We start from the raw sequence: 16,455 nt of genomic DNA, 5'->3' as shown, positions 1-16,455 counted from the left end.
CTCACTTGCTTGGTACTGACTTTGAACACCAACTGAAGCTCTCTCTGACAGATTACTATTCGCTTGATTTTGTGTTCCAAGGGATTCACTTGAACTAGCAGTTACACTTTGACTGTTTGCCAAAGATTGACTAGTAGAAGCAGATTGGCTCATCGACTGGCTCATACTAGAAGAGCTTGAGGCACTGATGGACTGACTCGTAGAGGCAGATTGACTGGCGCTCTGCGAATTTAATTCTGACAATGACTGGCTTTGACTGGTAGACAGAGACAAGCTAGCAGTATCTTGATGATCCTGAGTCGTCCCCAGTACTACTGAATCTCTCGTCGCCAAGGTATCTTTTGATTCGACAGTCTTTTCAACAGCGACTGCATCATTGGCATAAACACGCGTTTGCGTCGCAGCAAAACCACCTAAGATCGTCCCCGTAGCTGCTATCCCTTTCAAGACATCCAAGCCCGTCAACTTCTGACCTTCTTGCTTTTCAACCATTTCTGTCTTTACTTGGCTCGTATCCGCGCTTCCACGCATCACCTTAAATAAGCCAAAAAGGGAAGTCGAGGCCCGTAGCCAATGCTTCCCTGATTTGATTAATTTGTACCGTGTCACACGGTCTGTTTCTCTATATTCACCTTTCTGGCGTCTAAAAAACATGTTACTTCCCTCTATATAAAAAAGATAAAAAAGAATTTATTCACCTATAAAATACTATCTTTTTATTATATACCAAATATACCGACAATTCAATATCTATAACACACTCTAAAGAAAGAAAATGATTTCAAAAATGACTTTATTTCAAATCTATTCTGTTTTTTCAATATAATTTTCATTTTATTGTTCTGTTAATATATTTTATTTATTTTTAACCATTTCCAAATGCTTTAAAATTTGAGCAAATAATTCCAATCACTCAGGGAATTGATTTTTATTCAAAATATAGAAAAAGTCCATGAATCAATAGCATCCACAGACTTTTAGGAATAGAGTATTTAAAGGCAGTTTCACAAATGAATCAATGAGGCCGGTAGCCGAGGTAACTTTCTAGCCTTTCCAACAAAAAAATCCACGAATCGAAAGCATTCACGGACTTTTCTTACGACGCATTTAAGCAAAATGCCATACTAATTAATAGCCGAAATCTACGACACGAAGAGGCGAAAACGATTATTTTTCGCCGATGAATTAGTGAGGCAGGTTGCTAGCCCTCTCACTACCCGTTACAACGGAAAAATCTACGAATCGATAAAATTCGTGGATTTTTCCTAGTGAAGCGTTTAGGTAAGCCGATTTTACACTACGACACGGAGTTTGGCAAATCGATTCTATTTGCCAAACGTAGTTAGTAAGGCAGTTAGCTAGTTCGCTTCCTTTATGTTACGACGGCAAAACCCACGAATCGATACCATTCGTGGGTTTTACCTAGTGAAGCGTTTAGGTAAACCGCCATAGCGGTTACCGTTAAATGATAGCAACTTTGTGTTGCTAGTCATTTGTAACGATTTACATCTTCTCCTCCAACTCTACGTCTGGATACTTGTCCGCAAACCAGCGAAGAGCAAAGTCATTTTCAAAGAGGAAGACAGGTTGGTCAAAACGGTCTTTAGCCAAGATATTTCGGCTTGATGACATCCGTTCATCCAAGTCCTCAGGCTTGATCCAGCGAACGGTCTTTTTACCCATTGGGCTCATGACCACTTCGGCATTGTACTCGCCTTCCATGCGGTGCTTAAAGACTTCAAACTGGAGTTGACCAACAGCGCCTAGCATATACTCGCCTGTTTGGTAATTCTTATAAAGCTGAATGGCTCCCTCTTGCACCAGTTGCTCAATCCCCTTGTGGAAGGATTTTTGTTTCATGACGTTCTTAGCAGAAACTTTCATGAAAATTTCAGGAGTAAAGGTTGGCAGTGGTTCAAATTCAAACTTGTTTTTTCCAACTGTCAAGGTATCCCCAACTTGATAAGTACCGGTATCGTAAACCCCGATAATATCACCTGCCACGGCATTGGTCACATTTTCACGACTTTCCGCCATAAACTGAGTCACATTCGATAGTTTGGCCCCCTTACCAGTACGAGGCAAATTGACACTCATTCCTCGCTCAAATTCGCCCGATACAATACGGACAAAGGCGATGCGGTCACGGTGACGAGGGTCCATGTTGGCTTGGATTTTAAAGACAAATCCTGAGAAATCCTTGTCATAAGGATCCACAATTTCTCCGTCTGTTTTCTTGTGTCCATGAGGTTCTGGAGCAAACTTAAGGAAGGTCTCAAGGAAGGTCTGAACCCCAAAGTTAGTCAGAGCTGAACCGAAGAAGACCGGAGTCAGTTCTCCTGCAAGAATAGCTTCTTCTGAAAATTCATTTCCTGCTTCTTGCAACAGTTCGATATCGTCCTTAACCTGAGCGTAGAAAGGATTGCTTCCAAAGAGCTTATCCCCTTCTTCCAGACTGGCAAAACGCTCATCTCCTTTATAGAGTTCCAAGCGTTGGTTATAGAGGTCATACAAGCCTTCGAAGGCTTTCCCCATCCCGATTGGCCAGTTCATTGGATAACTCGCAATGCCAAGGACTTCTTCTAGTTCTTGCAAGAGGTCCAGTGGCTCACGACCGTCACGGTCCAGCTTGTTCATAAAGGTAAAGACTGGAATGCCACGGTGTTTGACAACCTCAAACAATTTTTTGGTTTGGGCCTCGATACCCTTGGCAGAGTCCACGACCATGACCGCAGCATCCACCGCCATCAAGGTACGATAGGTATCTTCTGAGAAGTCCTCATGCCCTGGTGTGTCGAGGATATTCACGCGCTTGCCATCATAGTCAAACTGCATAACAGATGACGTGACCGAAATCCCACGTTGTTTCTCAATATCCATCCAGTCAGATTTGGCAAAAGTCCCTGTTTTCTTCCCTTTTACAGTACCAGCCTCACGAATCTCACCCCCAAAGTAGAGCAACTGCTCAGTGATGGTTGTTTTCCCGGCGTCCGGGTGGGAGATGATAGCAAAAGTACGACGTTTCTTAATTTCTTCTTGAATAGTCATAAGTTCTCTTTCTTTGATTTTCTATTTTTAGTTGTTTCAGTAGCTAAGAATGATGTTTACATTGGATTTTACCATTCCTTTCGACTCTCCATTATATCGGATTTTAGGGAGTTTTTCAATTGCTCGTCTGACGAAAAGGCAAGCTAGAGCACAGATTGTGTCTGATTTCTCTTTTTCCACCGTTTTTTGAACAAGATATCAAAGAGAACCAGAGCCAGCGAAAGGATGACGGACACAAGAAGGTACTTTAGCCATAGAGGAGCATTCGAGATAAACGGGGTATCTCTTAAGAGACCATAATTTCCACCCGTCACCTGATTAACCCCAACTAGAAAGAGATTGAGAACAAAGGTATAGGCTACAATCATATACTTCTTAAGCAAGGTCTTGTCATAGTGATTCATCAAATAAACCAAGGAATTCACTAGAAGGGCATAGTGGCCAATCAAAAAGGAAAAACTGGTGATATGGGGGAAATCATAGGGGTCAAAAACCGGGTAAACCAAAGCAAAGACCGCTCCACTTGCTCCTAAGAGAGCAAAATATTGCTTGCTCCGCCATTTATCGGGCAAGAAAACCACCGCAAACATAGCCAAACGACAATGATAAAAAGGAAGGCTGTTAGAAAAGGGAATCCCAAAACCAACATACCAACTATATAGGGCAAGTAACTGGAGAATCTGAATCCCCTTAAACAAGCGGACAAATTTCGGATTTTTGTGATAAACAAGTGCTCCATAAATACAAAGTACTAAAGTAAGCATCATAATCCCATACCAAAAGAGCGAAATGGGAGGAGGAACCGTCTGAGATCTGGTGATAAATTGATGGAACATATTTCTATCCTAACTCTTATTTTTTCTATTCTCTAGTTTAACCATTATAGCGAATTAAAAGCGATTTTTCAATTTCTATTTCTTTTCAGTTTGGCTCCCTTATTTATAGGAAAATATGGTAAAATAGAACAGACTAAAAATCATCATTTCACGAAAGGATGCAAGATGAAAATTACGCAAGAAGAGGTAACACACGTTGCCAATCTTTCAAAATTAAAATTCTCTGAAGAAGAAACTGCTGCCTTTGCGACAACCTTGTCTAAAATTGTTGACATGGTTGAATTGCTAGGCGAAGTCGACACAACTGGTGTCGCACCTACTACGACCATGGCAGACCGCAAGACCGTACTCCGCCCGGATGTGGCCGAAGAAGGAACTGACCGTGATCGCTTGTTTAAAAACGTACCTGAAAAAGACAATTACTATATCAAGGTACCAGCTATCCTAGATGATGGAGGAGATGCCTAATGATTTTTAATAACAAAACGATTGAAGACTTGCACAACCTCCTTGTATCTAAGGAGATTTCAGCTACTGAATTGACCCAAGCCACGCTTGAAGATATCAAGTCTCGCGAGAAAGCTATCAATTCTTTTGTCACTATCGCTGAAGAACAAGCCCTTGCTCAAGCCAAAGCCATTGATGAAGCTGGAATTGACGCGGATAATGTCCTTTCAGGAATTCCACTGGCTGTTAAGGATAACATCTCTACAGACGGCATCCTCACAACCGCAGCCTCAAAAATGCTCTACAACTACGAGCCTATCTTTGATGCGACAGCCGTTGCCAATGCAAAAGCCAAGGGCATGATTGTTGTCGGAAAAACCAACATGGACGAATTTGCCATGGGTGGATCAGGTGAGACTTCCCACTACGGTGCAACTAAAAATGCTTGGGACCACAGCAAGGTTCCTGGTGGATCATCAAGTGGTTCTGCCGCAGCTGTGGCTTCAGGTCAAGTCCGCTTGTCACTTGGTTCTGATACGGGGGGATCCATCCGCCAACCTGCTGCCTTCAACGGGATTGTTGGTCTCAAACCAACCTACGGAACGGTTTCTCGATTCGGTCTCATTGCTTTCGGTAGCTCACTAGACCAAATCGGGCCTTTTGCACCAACTGTTAAGGAAAATGCCCTCTTGCTCAATGCGATTGCCAGCGAAGATACTAAAGACTCGACTTCTGCTCCTGTCCGCATTGCCGACTTTACTTCAAAAATCGGTCAAGACATCAAAGGTATGAAAATTGCTTTGCCTAAAGAATACCTCGGTGAAGGAATTGACCCAGAAGTTAAAGAAACCATTATCAAGGCAGCCAAACACTTTGAAAAACTTGGTGCCATTGTCGAAGAAGTCAGTCTTCCTCACTCTAAATACGGTGTTGCCGTTTACTACATTATAGCTTCTTCAGAAGCTTCCTCAAACCTGCAACGTTTTGACGGTATCCGTTACGGCTACCGCGCAGAAGATGCAAGCAACCTTGATGAAATCTATGTGAACAGCCGTAGTCAAGGTTTCGGTGAAGAGGTAAAACGCCGTATCATGCTAGGTACTTTCAGTCTTTCATCAGGTTACTACGATGCCTACTACAAAAAGGCTGGACAAGTCCGTACCCTCATCATTCAAGATTTCGAAAACGTCTTTGCGGATTACGACTTGATTTTGGGACCAACTGCTCCTAGTGTTGCCTACGATTTGGACTCCCTCAACCACGACCCAGTTGCCATGTACTTGGCTGATCTTTTGACCATCCCAGTCAACTTGGCAGGCCTCCCAGGAATTTCAATTCCTGCTGGATTCTCTCAAGGTCTCCCAGTCGGTCTCCAATTGATCGGTCCTAAGTACTCTGAGGAAACCATTTACCAAGCTGCTGCTGCTTTTGAAGCGACAACAGACTACCACAAACAACAACCCGTGATTTTTGGAGGTGACAACTAATGAACTTTGAAACAGTCATTGGACTTGAAGTCCACGTAGAGCTCAACACCAATTCAAAAATCTTCTCACCAACTTCTGCCCACTTCGGAAATGACCAAAACGCCAATACCAACGTGATTGACTGGTCTTTCCCAGGAGTACTTCCGGTTCTCAATAAAGGTGTTGTCGATGCTGGTATCAAGGCCGCTCTTGCCCTCAACATGGACATCCACAAGCACATGCACTTCGACCGCAAGAACTACTTCTACCCTGATAATCCAAAAGCCTACCAAATTTCTCAGTTTGATGAGCCTATCGGTTATAATGGTTGGATTGAAGTCGAGCTAGAAGACGGTACGACTAAGAAAATCGGTATCGAACGTGCTCACCTAGAAGAAGACGCTGGTAAAAACACCCACTGTACAGATGGCTACTCTTATGTTGACCTCAATCGTCAAGGGGTGCCATTGATTGAAATCGTATCTGAAGCCGACATGCGTTCCCCAGAAGAAGCCTATGCTTATCTAACAGCTCTCAAGGAAGTCATCCAGTACGCTGGCATTTCTGACGTTAAGATGGAAGAAGGTTCTATGCGTGTGGATGCCAACATCTCCCTTCGTCCTTATGGTCAAGAGAAATTCGGTACCAAGACTGAGTTGAAAAACCTCAACTCCTTCTCAAATGTTCGCAAAGGTCTCGAATACGAAGTCCAACGCCAGGCTGAAATCCTTCGCTCAGGTGGTCAAATTCGCCAAGAAACACGCCGTTACGATGAAGCTAACAAGGCAACCATCCTCATGCGTGTCAAAGAAGGTGCTGCAGACTACCGCTACTTCCCTGAACCAGACCTACCACTCTTTGAAATCTCAGATGAGTGGATTGAGGAAATGCGCACTGAATTACCAGAGTTTCCAAAAGAACGTCGTGCGCGCTACGTATCTGACCTTGGCTTATCAGACTACGATGCTAGCCAGTTGACGGCAAACAAAGTCACTTCTGACTTCTTTGAAAAAGCTGTTGCACTCGGTGGTGATGCCAAACAAGTCTCTAACTGGCTCCAAGGTGAAGTTGCTCAGTTCTTGAACGCCGAAGGTAAGACACTGGAACAAATCGAATTAACACCAGAAAACTTAGTAGAAATGATTGCCATCATCGAAGACGGCACGATCTCTTCTAAGATTGCCAAGAAAGTCTTTGTCCATCTGGCTAAAAATGGCGGTGGCGCGCGTGAATACGTGGAAAAAGCAGGCTTGGTGCAAATCTCTGATCCAGATGTCTTGATCCCAATCATCCACCAAGTCTTTGCGGATAACGAAGCTGCCGTTGCCGACTTCAAGTCAGGTAAACGCAACGCAGACAAGGCCTTCACAGGATTCCTTATGAAGGCAACCAAAGGCCAAGCCAACCCACAAGTCGCCCTTAAACTGCTTGCACAAGAATTGGCTAAGTTGAAAGAAAGTGAGTAATTTACTCTTTATACACTTTTTTCTACTTTTAAGACGAGAATGAGACAAGGAGAATAAATGAACAAATTTTTACGATTGCTATTTGTCTTAGTCATCATCGCTATGTTAGGCGCTTCTATACTACAAATTTTCTTTCCATCGTACATGGGAAGCCACTCCGGGTACGGAATATCTGCTGGTTGGCAACGAGAAATTGGAATATGGAATTTAGCTGTATTGATTATTATTCTCGCTATCAATATTAAATACGATTGGTTCTATCTACGAATCGCACTTCTTGCTCTCATTATTGGCGGAATTGGAATAGGAACAAATCACTTACTCAATTATATGGAGTATCACTCTCCTGTAAATGCTATCGGTGCTTTTGAAAATTACTTGCTAGCAATAGGGTGGATTGTGGGATGGCTCATCGAGCGCCATTCCATAAAGAAGCTAAATGCTAGTAAATAACGCCTAGTATATCTTAGATTATTTTAAAGGTTATTAATAGTTTAATAATCATTCGAATTCAGAATTCTACCTTTTCAATCATATAGTTAGGAGACACATGAAAAAGTTTTACGCTCTTTTAATGACCTGTTTATTACTTGTTTTTCTATCCGTGCCTCAAATCGTTGATGCAGGTGTCGGGCATTCCAGAAGTGGAGGGAGCAGCCGCAGTAGCAGCCGCTCAAGTGGAGGTGGAAGTCGTTCTGGCGGATCATCCTACCACTACTACCGCTCTGGATATGGATCATCCTCTGACAGTTCTGCTAGCTCTCCCTATTTAGGATTTATGTTCATATTAGTCGGAGGAATCATACTAGTTGTTATCGTCAAATCCTTGCGGAATAAGTCTGGAGATTCGAGTTCAACCTACACTAGTAATGATTCTCAAACGCTCCATCGTCGAGTTGAACACAACACACTGGCCATTAGTCGTGTGAAATATGGGGATCCAAACTTTGACGCGGTAGCCTTCACATCTTGGGTTAAGGAAGTCTACCTTAAATTGCAGGTTGCCTGGACTGAGAAAAATTGGAACTCTGTCCGCGCTTTGGAAAGTACCAGTCTCTACTCCCAACACAGTACCCAACTTGAGGACCATATTCGATCTAAAACAACTAATGTTTTAGAGAAAGTTTGTATCGAAAATGTTCGCATCAAGGAGTTCATTGAAAATCCTGACGGAAACGATACCTTAGTGGTGATTCTGTCATCTACCTTGCGGGACTATGTCATTGACGATGAGACTCGCCGTGTCATTGAAGGAGACCCTAAAAAAGATCTCTTCACCGTGTATCAATTAAACTTTATCCGTCAACACGGTAGCCAAACGCAAGCAGTCAATCCAGACCAAGTTGTGAGCGACCACTGTCCAAACTGTGGCGCCCCTTTGAAAATCTCTGCAGTTAGCGAGTGCGACTACTGTGGTGCCAATCTCTCTCGCAGTCCAAACCAATGGGTACTGGATACCTATGATGTTGTGGATGAAGACGAGCTTTATAATTAGGAGGAATTATGGGATTTATACGTGCAGCCTTATCAGCAGGCTTAAATAGTTTTAATGATAGTAAATTCAAGGAAGCCATCGTCCTTCCAGACAATGTCTCTGGCGACGCCTTGGCCATCAAGGGACAATTACTCACTAAAGACCCCGATGGACGTTCTCGTCACAGCAATCAAAATACTGGACTCTTGTCGGATGGCAGTGTGGTTATCGTTCCCCAAGGCTATACCGCTGTTTTGGTAAACAACGGTACCTTCCTTGGTGAAGTCCTCGAAGCTGGTAGCCACGAATGGCAAGCTGGTGATAATGCCTGGCTCCTTGAAAAAGGTGGTTTAAAAGGCACTTGGGAAAGCTTTAAAAACCGTTTCTCTTTCGGTGGACAAGTCATCACCCAACAAGAAATTATTTTTATCCGCATGCAACCTATTGCAGGTAATAAGTTCGGCACACAAAACGCGGTCGAATACTTCAGCGAACGTTACCAACAGCTGCTTAATATCCGTTTCTATGGCTTGTTTGATGTAAAAATAGCAGATCCAGTCCTCTTCTACGTGAGTTCTGTTAGCCGTCAAATTACTGACGGACAGCCATTTACTCTCCAAGATGTAGCTCAAGGAACGCTCCGTCAAAATATCGCACCAAAAATCGCGATTGCCATTGCCAAATATACCAACGAAAACAAGGTTGATATCTATAGCCTCAATGCCAACCAAGACACCTTTAACGAACTCGCTAAACAAGAGGTCAACAAGGTTTGGACAGGTCTCTACGGAATTGAAGCAACTAACATCTTGCTTGAAGACCTCAGCTACGACCAAGAAAGTCTTGATATCGTTCGCAAGCTTGATAGTGAGCTCGTGGCAATGAAGTACAACACGATTGAAATCGAAGAACGCCGTGCTCGTAACGAAGCACTTATTGCTGCAGCTGCCAACGAAGGGAATGGCAATGGGATGAACATGTTTATGGGCATGAATCTTGGCCAAACTCTGGGTGGTCAACTAAGCCAACAAGTTCAAAATCAAGCACCGGCTCAAAATGCTGGGCAAGCTACTAGCAAGAATTTTTATATCGAAGTCGATGGAAAATACGTCCTCGTTACTAAAGACGAAGATGGAAATATCGTACCAGTCAACTAATTAAGCTCCTTCTGACATTTGAGTAATGTTGTCTTTTATGGTACAATAAAGAGTAAATTATTTATTAAAGAGGTAAAAACATGATTGAAGCAAGTAAATTAAAGGCTGGTATGACCTTTGAAACAGCTGACGGAAAATTGATCCGCGTTTTGGAAGCTAGCCACCACAAACCAGGTAAAGGAAATACAATCATGCGTATGAAATTGCGTGATGTCCGTACTGGTTCTACATTTGACACAAGCTACCGTCCAGAGGAAAAATTTGAACAAGCCATCATCGAGACTGTCCCAGCTCAATACTTGTACAAAATGGATGACACAGCCTACTTCATGAATACAGAAACTTACGACCAATACGAAATCCCTGTAGTCAACGTTGAAAACGAATTGCTTTACATTCTTGAAAACTCAGAAGTGAAGATCCAATTCTACGGAACTGAAGTGATTGGTGTTACCGTTCCTACTACTGTCGAATTGACAGTTGCAGAAACCCAACCATCTATCAAAGGTGCTACTGTTACAGGTTCTGGTAAACCAGCAACGATGGAAACTGGACTTGTCGTAAACGTTCCAGACTTCATCGAAGCAGGACAAAAACTCGTTATCAACACTGCAGAAGGAACTTACGTTTCTCGTGCCTAATCTCTAGAAAGAGGTCATTCTATGGGAATTGAAGAACAACTTGGCGAAATCGTTATCGCCCCACGTGTACTTGAAAAAATCATTGCTATTGCTACTGCAAAAGTAGAGGGTGTTCACTCTTTTTCAAACAAATCAGTATCTGACACCCTTTCAAAACTTTCTCTTGGCCGTGGTGTTTATCTTAAAAACGTGGACGAAGAGCTCACAGCAGATATCTATCTCTACCTTGAGTACGGAGTAAAAGTTCCTAAGGTAGCTGTTGCTATCCAGAAAGCTGTTAAAGATGCCGTCCGCAATATGGCTGATGTAGAACTCGCTGCTATCAATATTCACGTTGCAGGTATCGTTCCAGATAAAACACCAAAACCAGAATTGAAAGATCTATTTGACGAGGACTTCCTCAATGACTAGTCCACTATTAGAATCTAGACGCCAACTCCGTAAATGCGCTTTTCAAGCTCTCATAAGCCTTGAATTCGGTACGGATGTCGAAACTGCTTGTCGTTTCGCCTATACTCATGATCGTGAAGATACGGATGTGCAACTTCCAGCCTTTTTGACAGAGCTAGTTTCTGGTGTTCAGGCTAAAAAGGAAGAACTAGACAAGCAAATCACACAGCATTTAAAAGCAGGTTGGACCATCGAGCGTTTAACACTCGTGGAGAGAAACCTCCTTCGCTTGGGAGTCTTTGAAATCACTTCATTCGACACCCCACAGTTGGTGGCGGTTAATGAAGCTATTGAGCTTGCAAAGGACTTCTCAGATCAAAAATCTGCCCGTTTTATCAACGGACTGCTCAGCCAGTTTGTAACAGAAGAACAGTAAAAAGAAAAAGTGTTTGACAATTATCAAACACTTTTTTCTTTGCCTCCTACTATCTAAAAAAATGATAATAGATATAATTATAAACAAAAATCCAGATGGGTTTTGCATAAATGAGAAAGTTGAAAAAACTATGGCACAGGATGGTAATTTTTAAGTTCTTTGTCCATCGGTAGACAAGGGCATAGAAGAGACCGCCTAAACTATAAATAATCAAACTGATAGGATCTCGGTGAGTTAGGATCAAATGACTAAGTCCAAAGATAAGAGCAGATAGGATAACATCCAGATAGTACTTGGACTGGGGAAAGAAGGTATTCATAAAGTACCCTCTATGAATCAGTTCCTCTAATATAGGTGCGACGATTACTGTTAAACTAAAACTGAGAACAGTTGATAGAAAAGTTGGTTGCCCATTGGAGTATAGAATCGAAAGAAGGTCTTGAAAGATATACTTGTTATCAATTAGGTGATGAAACTGTAACTGAAAAGCATCCACCAATTGACGTTCAAAATAAGTAGCCACTAGACCAAATACAAGGTAAAAGAATCTTGACTTCTTTGAACCCTTTTTCTCAAAAATATAGAGCATCTCTTTCTTTTTGAGCCAGTAGATAAATAATAGCAAAAGAGCTATTACTTCAACTGTTAAAAAGATAGAATAGCCATCTATCCCCCATCCTAAAAACTTAGTTAGATGCATAATCCCTAACTCTGGTAGGTAAATCGATAGAAATACCAGTGATGTATAGACTCCCAAATGCCCTAGTTTTTTCATACTTACCCCTTTAAATTATTAGACTATTAAGGTATAATTCCGTTACCATAACCAGTCATTCTATTACGTATTGTACTCCATTCTGTCGCTAAACTATATGCATATGGCGAATCCCAATGTCTATCGTCAACTAACCAAATCATACCACCACCTGAAACTTGCTCTAAGTCCTCAGATGAAAGAACTGTAAATGTTTCTGTACCTGTCCTATCAAGTAGCTCCTTAAAATAAATTTTTGTCAGCTTACATCTACAGTATATATCTTTTTTATCTATTTTATAGTCCATCTCCTCAACTGTCAATTTTTCATCCTAAATGGTAGCTCTACTCATTGAGAAATAAGAAATTGATAAAAGAGATTTCTCTATCTTCCCATCAAATTAGAAAAAGTGTTCGACAAATATCAAACACTTTTTTCTTTGTCTCCACTATCTAAAAATCAAATAATAGATATAAAATAAGAGCGACGGAGCATAGGGAATCGCATTATAGAAACTATGACAAACAATAGTAAATCGAAGACTACCCGTAACTCGATAAGTAACTGCAAACAGAAGACCAAGAATACTATAAATGATGAGACTGATGGGGTCACGATGGGATAGAACCAAGTGACTGAGCCCAAAGATGAAAGAAGACAAGATCACATCCAAATAAAACTCCGACTTCGGAAAGAAGGTATTCATAAAATAACCTCTATAGATTGTCTCCTCAACAACAGGTACAATCGAAACATTAAAGATTAAATATATAAGACTTGATAGAGTCGTTTCTTTTCCGTTTAAGTAAAGTTCTGAAAGAAGGTCTTGGAAAATAAAACTATGGTCAATCAATCGAATATTCTGCATTCTAAATCCATTTAAAAAAGAATAGATAAGGAAACAAGCTACCAAGAAAGCGAGATAAGACCAGCGTCAATCCTTTTTCTCAAAGATAAAGAGCATCTTCTTCTTTTTCAACCACAAAACGAATAAAAAGAAAATAAGTAACACTTCTCCAACTAGGAAGATTATATAGCTGTCCATTCCTAAACCAAAGGTTCTAGCTAGAGTTATAGCTCCTAATGGCGTTAAATAAATGTACAGGAACATTAAAATCATACAGATTCCTAAATGTATTGTCTTTTTCATTCTTTCTCTCTCCTAATGGTAAACTCTCTATTAGGGCTATATAGAGGATAGACTATTGATATGTTTTTATTATTTATCTAGAGTATTGATGTTTATCCATGCTCTATTATCAAAATAGCTAGAACAATTTGTTCTAGCTTTTAAATTTTCTTAGTATTTTCTAAAACGTTGGTAACGTTCTTCGATAAGTTGGTCGAGTGGTAGTTCTTGCAACCTATCTAGTTCTGCACGCAATTCATTTTTAACGCAACCTAGCAGTTCTTTACTTGACAGTCCTGCCTCTGAGATTACCTTGTCTACAATTCCCATTTCTAGGAGTTCATGTGAAGTGATTTTCATCAATTCCGCCGCTTCCATAGCACGACTTCCATCCTTCCAAAGGATAGAGGCAAATCCTTCCGGGCTAAGTACTGCGTAGATTGAGTTTTCTAACATCCAGACACGATTAGCTACGGCTAGAGCTAGAGCCCCACCAGATCCACCTTCACCGATAATAATCGCGATGATTGGAACCTTGAGATCACTCATTTCCATCAGGTTTCGGGCGATTGCTTCACCTTGTCCACGTTCCTCGGCACCAACACCTGGGTAAGCACCCGCCGTATTGATAAAGGTCACAACTGGACGGCCAAACTTTTCTGCCTGTTTCATCAGGCGCAAGGCCTTACGATAGCCTTCTGGATGTGGTTGCCCAAAATTTCGTTTGAGGTTATCATGAAGACTCTTCCCCTTTTGGATACCAACGACAGTTACTGCTTGGTCACCTAACCAACCAATTCCACCGATAACCGCACCATCATCACGGAAAGAGCGATCTCCATGCAATTCGATAAACTCGTCAAAAATTCCATTGGCAAAATCAAGTGCAGTCAAGCGACTCTGCTCGCGTGCCTCTCTGACTATTTTTGCAATATTCATCCGCGACTTCCTCCATGCAATCTTACTAATTTAGCAATTGTTTCAGGCAATTCTCTCCGTTTGACAATTGCATCAACAAATCCATGTTCAAGCAGAAATTCTGCCTTTTGGAAGTCATCCGGTAAGGTCTCACGAACTGTATTTTCGATAACACGACGTCCAGCAAAACCAACCAAACTCTGTGGCTCAGCTAGGATAATATCCCCTTCCATAGCAAAAGAAGCGGTCACCCCACCTGTTGTCGGATCGGTTAAAATAGTTAGGTAAAAAAGTCCTGCCTTGGAATGACGTTGAACTGCCGCAGAAATCTTAGCCATCTGCATCAAGCTCATGATTCCTTCTTGCATACGGGCTCCACCAGAAGCTGTGAAGAGAACGACTGGCAAGTTTTCTACCGTTGCATACTCAAACAAGCGCGTGATTTTTTCACCCACAACGGTTCCCATAGAAGCCATGATAAAGTTTGAATCCATGATCCCAAGGGCAACTTTTTGTCCCTTGATGCTAGCTGTACCAGTCAGTACTGCTTCATCCAAACCTGTCTTTTCACGCATACTAGCTAGTTTTTTCTGGTAGCCAGGAAAGTTTAATGGATCTTGAGTTTCAATACCCGTAAACATCTCCACAAAGGTGTCAGAATCAATCGTCAAATCCAAGCGTTCCTGAGCTGAAATACGGAAAGTATAGCTACAATGGGGACAAATTCGTTCGCTCCCAAGATCCTTTTGGTAAATGGTGTGTTTACAACCAGGACACTGGGAGAAGAGTTCATCCGGAACCTCAGGCTTGGCTTGTGGTTTCTGCCTTACGGAACGGTTAGGATTGATCCGAATATACTTATCCTTTTTACTAAATAGAGCCATAACTCCCCCTTTTAGTTCTCATACTATTTGAAAGTCTATTCTTTTTCTTGGTATTTTGGCAAGAAAGTTTCCATCAAGAAGGAAGTATCGTAGTCACCAGCGATAACTCGGCGGTCTGAAATCAGATCCAACTGGAAGTCTGCATTGGTTTGCACTCCTTCAATATCAAGTTCATAAAGTGCCCGTTGCATCTTCATTAAGGCATCAAAACGATTCTCCCCATGAACAATGATTTTGGCAATCATACTATCATAGTAAGGAGGAATGGTATAACCTGGATAGACTGCAGAGTCTACACGCAATCCAACTCCTCCACTTGGAAGGTAGAGGTTGGTAATTTTACCTGGGCTTGGAGCAAAGTTAAATGCTGGATTTTCCGCATTGATCCGGCACTCGATAGCATGACCTCGTAGGACGATATCTTCTTGTTTGAAAGGTAAAGGTTGACCGGCAGCAATGCGAATCTGCTCTTTCACGATATCAACACCTGAAACAAACTCTGTGACTGGGTGTTCAACTTGCACACGAGTATTCATTTCCATGAAGTAGAAATTGCCACTCGCTTCATCGAGAAGAAATTCAATCGTCCCTGCATTTTCATAGCCAACAGACTCTGCTGCACGAACGGCTGCAGCACCAATTTCATGACGAAGGGTTTTGCCAATTGCAATGGATGGGCTTTCTTCTAAGACCTTTTGGTTATTCCGTTGGAGTGAACAGTCCCGTTCACCAAGATGGACAACATGACCCTCTTGGTCCGCAAGAATCTGAACTTCGATATGACGAGCTGGATAAATCACACGCTCAAGATACATAGCGCCATTTCCAAAATTGGCCTTGGCTTCACTGGATGCTGTTTCAAAGGCTGCGACCAAGTCTTCTGCCTTTTCAACCTTACGAATCCCTTTTCCACCACCACCTGCCGATGCCTTAAGCATGACTGGATAGCCAATTTTTTCTGCAACTGCAAGCGCCTCTTCAGCCGTGTGAACTTCACCATCAGATCCTGGGATAACTGGAACTCCAGCCTTGATCATTTGCTCACGCGCATTGATCTTATCTCCCATGGTATCCATTACTGCCCCAGAAGGACCGATGAACTTAATCCCCACTTCATCACACATCGTGGCAAACTTGGAGTTTTCGCTAAGAAAACCAAAACCTGGGTGGATGGCTTCTGCTTCAGTCAAGACTGCAGCAGATAAAATAGCGTTGATATTGAGATAAGACTCAGTCGCCTTACCAGGTCCGATACAGATAGCTTCATCTGCTAGGAGTGTGTGAAGAGCTTCTTTATCAGCAGTTGAATAAACTGCTACAGTTGCAATGCCCAATTCACGCGCAGCTCGAATAATGCGAACCGCAATCTCACCACGGTTGGCAATCAAAATTTTACGAAACATGGAGA

At 42.1% G+C, this 16,455-nt stretch carries 17 protein-coding genes and 1 pseudogene; 9 read left to right on the top strand and 9 right to left on the bottom strand.

All coding sequences use genetic code 11. From position 1 onward, the window contains the following. The 3 genes from GMD1S_RS00355 to GMD1S_RS00345 form a co-directional block, all read right to left on the bottom strand. A partial coding sequence (locus GMD1S_RS00355; protein WP_000466193.1) for an accessory Sec-dependent serine-rich glycoprotein adhesin occupies window positions 1–654 on the bottom strand: 654 nt, incomplete at its 3' end. A gap of 849 nt (window positions 655–1,503) precedes the next feature. Beyond that, entirely contained in the window at window positions 1,504–3,048 is a 1,545-nt protein-coding gene (locus tag GMD1S_RS00350; RefSeq protein ID WP_000155103.1) for a peptide chain release factor 3, read from the bottom strand. Between the two features lie 143 nt (window positions 3,049–3,191). Then, the gene (locus GMD1S_RS00345) at window positions 3,192–3,884 is read right to left on the bottom strand and encodes a YwaF family protein (protein WP_000468954.1); all 693 of its coding nucleotides are present in this window, start codon (window positions 3,882–3,884) and stop codon (window positions 3,192–3,194) included. A gap of 165 nt (window positions 3,885–4,049) precedes the next feature. Between GMD1S_RS00345 and gatC the strand changes: the two genes are divergently transcribed. The 9 genes from gatC (at window position 4,050) to nusB (ending at window position 11,361) form a co-directional block, all read left to right on the top strand. After that, on the top strand, window positions 4,050–4,352 hold the full coding sequence (gene gatC, locus GMD1S_RS00340; protein WP_000705411.1) for an Asp-tRNA(Asn)/Glu-tRNA(Gln) amidotransferase subunit GatC: 303 nt from the start codon (window positions 4,050–4,052) through the stop codon (window positions 4,350–4,352). Further along, window positions 4,352–5,818, top strand: coding sequence for an Asp-tRNA(Asn)/Glu-tRNA(Gln) amidotransferase subunit GatA (gatA, locus tag GMD1S_RS00335; protein WP_000576992.1), 1,467 nt, complete (start codon window positions 4,352–4,354; stop codon window positions 5,816–5,818). The genes gatC and gatA overlap by 1 nt, the downstream gene beginning before the upstream one ends. After that, window positions 5,818–7,263, top strand: a complete 1,446-nt coding sequence (gatB, locus tag GMD1S_RS00330) for an Asp-tRNA(Asn)/Glu-tRNA(Gln) amidotransferase subunit GatB (protein ID WP_001008632.1) — start codon at window positions 5,818–5,820, stop codon at window positions 7,261–7,263. Before gatA ends, gatB begins: the two co-directional genes overlap by 1 nt. Window positions 7,264–7,320: 57 nt before the next feature. Next, on the top strand, window positions 7,321–7,716 hold the full coding sequence (locus GMD1S_RS00325; protein ID WP_001031998.1) for a hypothetical protein: 396 nt from the start codon (window positions 7,321–7,323) through the stop codon (window positions 7,714–7,716). A gap of 97 nt (window positions 7,717–7,813) precedes the next feature. Continuing rightward, a complete protein-coding gene (locus GMD1S_RS00320; RefSeq protein ID WP_000715061.1) occupies window positions 7,814–8,758 on the top strand; it encodes a zinc-ribbon domain-containing transport protein in 945 nt (314 codons plus the stop codon). Window positions 8,759–8,766: 8 nt separating this feature from the next. Then, entirely contained in the window at window positions 8,767–9,894 is a 1,128-nt protein-coding gene (locus GMD1S_RS00315; protein ID WP_000505815.1) for an SPFH domain-containing protein, read from the top strand. 80 nt (window positions 9,895–9,974) lie between these two features. Further along, window positions 9,975–10,535: an elongation factor P gene (gene efp, locus GMD1S_RS00310; protein WP_000568642.1), complete on the top strand. Its 561-nt coding sequence runs from the start codon at window positions 9,975–9,977 to the stop codon at window positions 10,533–10,535. 21 nt (window positions 10,536–10,556) lie between these two features. Beyond that, window positions 10,557–10,946 (top strand): Asp23/Gls24 family envelope stress response protein, encoded by a 390-nt coding sequence (locus tag GMD1S_RS00305; RefSeq protein ID WP_000510584.1) that lies wholly within the window; start codon window positions 10,557–10,559, stop codon window positions 10,944–10,946. Next, window positions 10,939–11,361, top strand: a complete 423-nt coding sequence (gene nusB / locus GMD1S_RS00300) for a transcription antitermination factor NusB (protein ID WP_000203650.1) — start codon at window positions 10,939–10,941, stop codon at window positions 11,359–11,361. Before GMD1S_RS00305 ends, nusB begins: the two co-directional genes overlap by 8 nt. Before the next feature lie 49 nt (window positions 11,362–11,410). Here nusB and GMD1S_RS00295 read toward each other — a convergent pair whose 3' ends face one another. The 6 genes and pseudogenes from GMD1S_RS00295 to accC all read right to left on the bottom strand — a co-directional run bounded on the left by GMD1S_RS00295 (window position 11,411) and on the right by accC (window position 16,450). Continuing rightward, on the bottom strand, window positions 11,411–12,136 hold the full coding sequence (locus tag GMD1S_RS00295) for a CPBP family intramembrane glutamic endopeptidase (RefSeq protein ID WP_000732995.1): 726 nt from the start codon (window positions 12,134–12,136) through the stop codon (window positions 11,411–11,413). Between the two features lie 26 nt (window positions 12,137–12,162). After that, window positions 12,163–12,438 (bottom strand): hypothetical protein, encoded by a 276-nt coding sequence (locus GMD1S_RS00290; RefSeq protein ID WP_008275472.1) that lies wholly within the window; start codon window positions 12,436–12,438, stop codon window positions 12,163–12,165. A gap of 126 nt (window positions 12,439–12,564) precedes the next feature. Then, a pseudogene (locus tag GMD1S_RS00285) lies at window positions 12,565–13,266 on the bottom strand (lysostaphin resistance A-like protein). 150 nt (window positions 13,267–13,416) lie between these two features. After that, a complete protein-coding gene (locus GMD1S_RS00280) occupies window positions 13,417–14,184 on the bottom strand; it encodes an acetyl-CoA carboxylase carboxyl transferase subunit alpha (RefSeq protein WP_001017372.1) in 768 nt (255 codons plus the stop codon). After that, window positions 14,181–15,047, bottom strand: coding sequence for an acetyl-CoA carboxylase, carboxyltransferase subunit beta (gene accD, locus GMD1S_RS00275; RefSeq protein WP_001173376.1), 867 nt, complete (start codon window positions 15,045–15,047; stop codon window positions 14,181–14,183). The genes GMD1S_RS00280 and accD overlap by 4 nt, the downstream gene beginning before the upstream one ends. Before the next feature lie 35 nt (window positions 15,048–15,082). Further along, a complete protein-coding gene (gene accC, locus GMD1S_RS00270) occupies window positions 15,083–16,450 on the bottom strand; it encodes an acetyl-CoA carboxylase biotin carboxylase subunit (protein WP_000488663.1) in 1,368 nt (455 codons plus the stop codon). Window positions 16,451–16,455: the final 5 nt, after the last annotated feature.

Origin of the sequence: Streptococcus sp. GMD1S (genome assembly GCF_000296875.1) — a bacterium.
In the GTDB taxonomy this organism is placed as follows: domain Bacteria; phylum Bacillota; class Bacilli; order Lactobacillales; family Streptococcaceae; genus Streptococcus.
Note: the sequence above shows the minus strand (reverse complement) of the source record. Positions and strands in the feature narration are given on the sequence as shown.

Excerpts from the sequence above, each read along its gene's own strand:
- GMD1S_RS00350 (WP_000155103.1), bottom strand. The coding sequence starts at position 3,048 with ATGACTATTCAAGAAGAAATTAAGAAACGTCGTACTTTTGCTATCATC.
- GMD1S_RS00345 (WP_000468954.1), bottom strand. The coding sequence starts at position 3,884 with ATGTTCCATCAATTTATCACCAGATCTCAGACGGTTCCTCCTCCCATT.
- gatC (WP_000705411.1), top strand. The coding sequence starts at position 4,050 with ATGAAAATTACGCAAGAAGAGGTAACACACGTTGCCAATCTTTCAAAA.
- gatA (WP_000576992.1), top strand. The coding sequence starts at position 4,352 with ATGATTTTTAATAACAAAACGATTGAAGACTTGCACAACCTCCTTGTA.
- gatB (WP_001008632.1), top strand. The coding sequence starts at position 5,818 with ATGAACTTTGAAACAGTCATTGGACTTGAAGTCCACGTAGAGCTCAAC.
- GMD1S_RS00325 (WP_001031998.1), top strand. The coding sequence starts at position 7,321 with ATGAACAAATTTTTACGATTGCTATTTGTCTTAGTCATCATCGCTATG.
- GMD1S_RS00320 (WP_000715061.1), top strand. The coding sequence starts at position 7,814 with ATGAAAAAGTTTTACGCTCTTTTAATGACCTGTTTATTACTTGTTTTT.
- GMD1S_RS00315 (WP_000505815.1), top strand. The coding sequence starts at position 8,767 with ATGGGATTTATACGTGCAGCCTTATCAGCAGGCTTAAATAGTTTTAAT.
- efp (WP_000568642.1), top strand. The coding sequence starts at position 9,975 with ATGATTGAAGCAAGTAAATTAAAGGCTGGTATGACCTTTGAAACAGCT.
- GMD1S_RS00305 (WP_000510584.1), top strand. The coding sequence starts at position 10,557 with ATGGGAATTGAAGAACAACTTGGCGAAATCGTTATCGCCCCACGTGTA.
- nusB (WP_000203650.1), top strand. The coding sequence starts at position 10,939 with ATGACTAGTCCACTATTAGAATCTAGACGCCAACTCCGTAAATGCGCT.
- GMD1S_RS00295 (WP_000732995.1), bottom strand. The coding sequence starts at position 12,136 with ATGAAAAAACTAGGGCATTTGGGAGTCTATACATCACTGGTATTTCTA.
- GMD1S_RS00280 (WP_001017372.1), bottom strand. The coding sequence starts at position 14,184 with ATGAATATTGCAAAAATAGTCAGAGAGGCACGCGAGCAGAGTCGCTTG.
- accD (WP_001173376.1), bottom strand. The coding sequence starts at position 15,047 with ATGGCTCTATTTAGTAAAAAGGATAAGTATATTCGGATCAATCCTAAC.
- accC (WP_000488663.1), bottom strand. The coding sequence starts at position 16,450 with ATGTTTCGTAAAATTTTGATTGCCAACCGTGGTGAGATTGCGGTTCGC.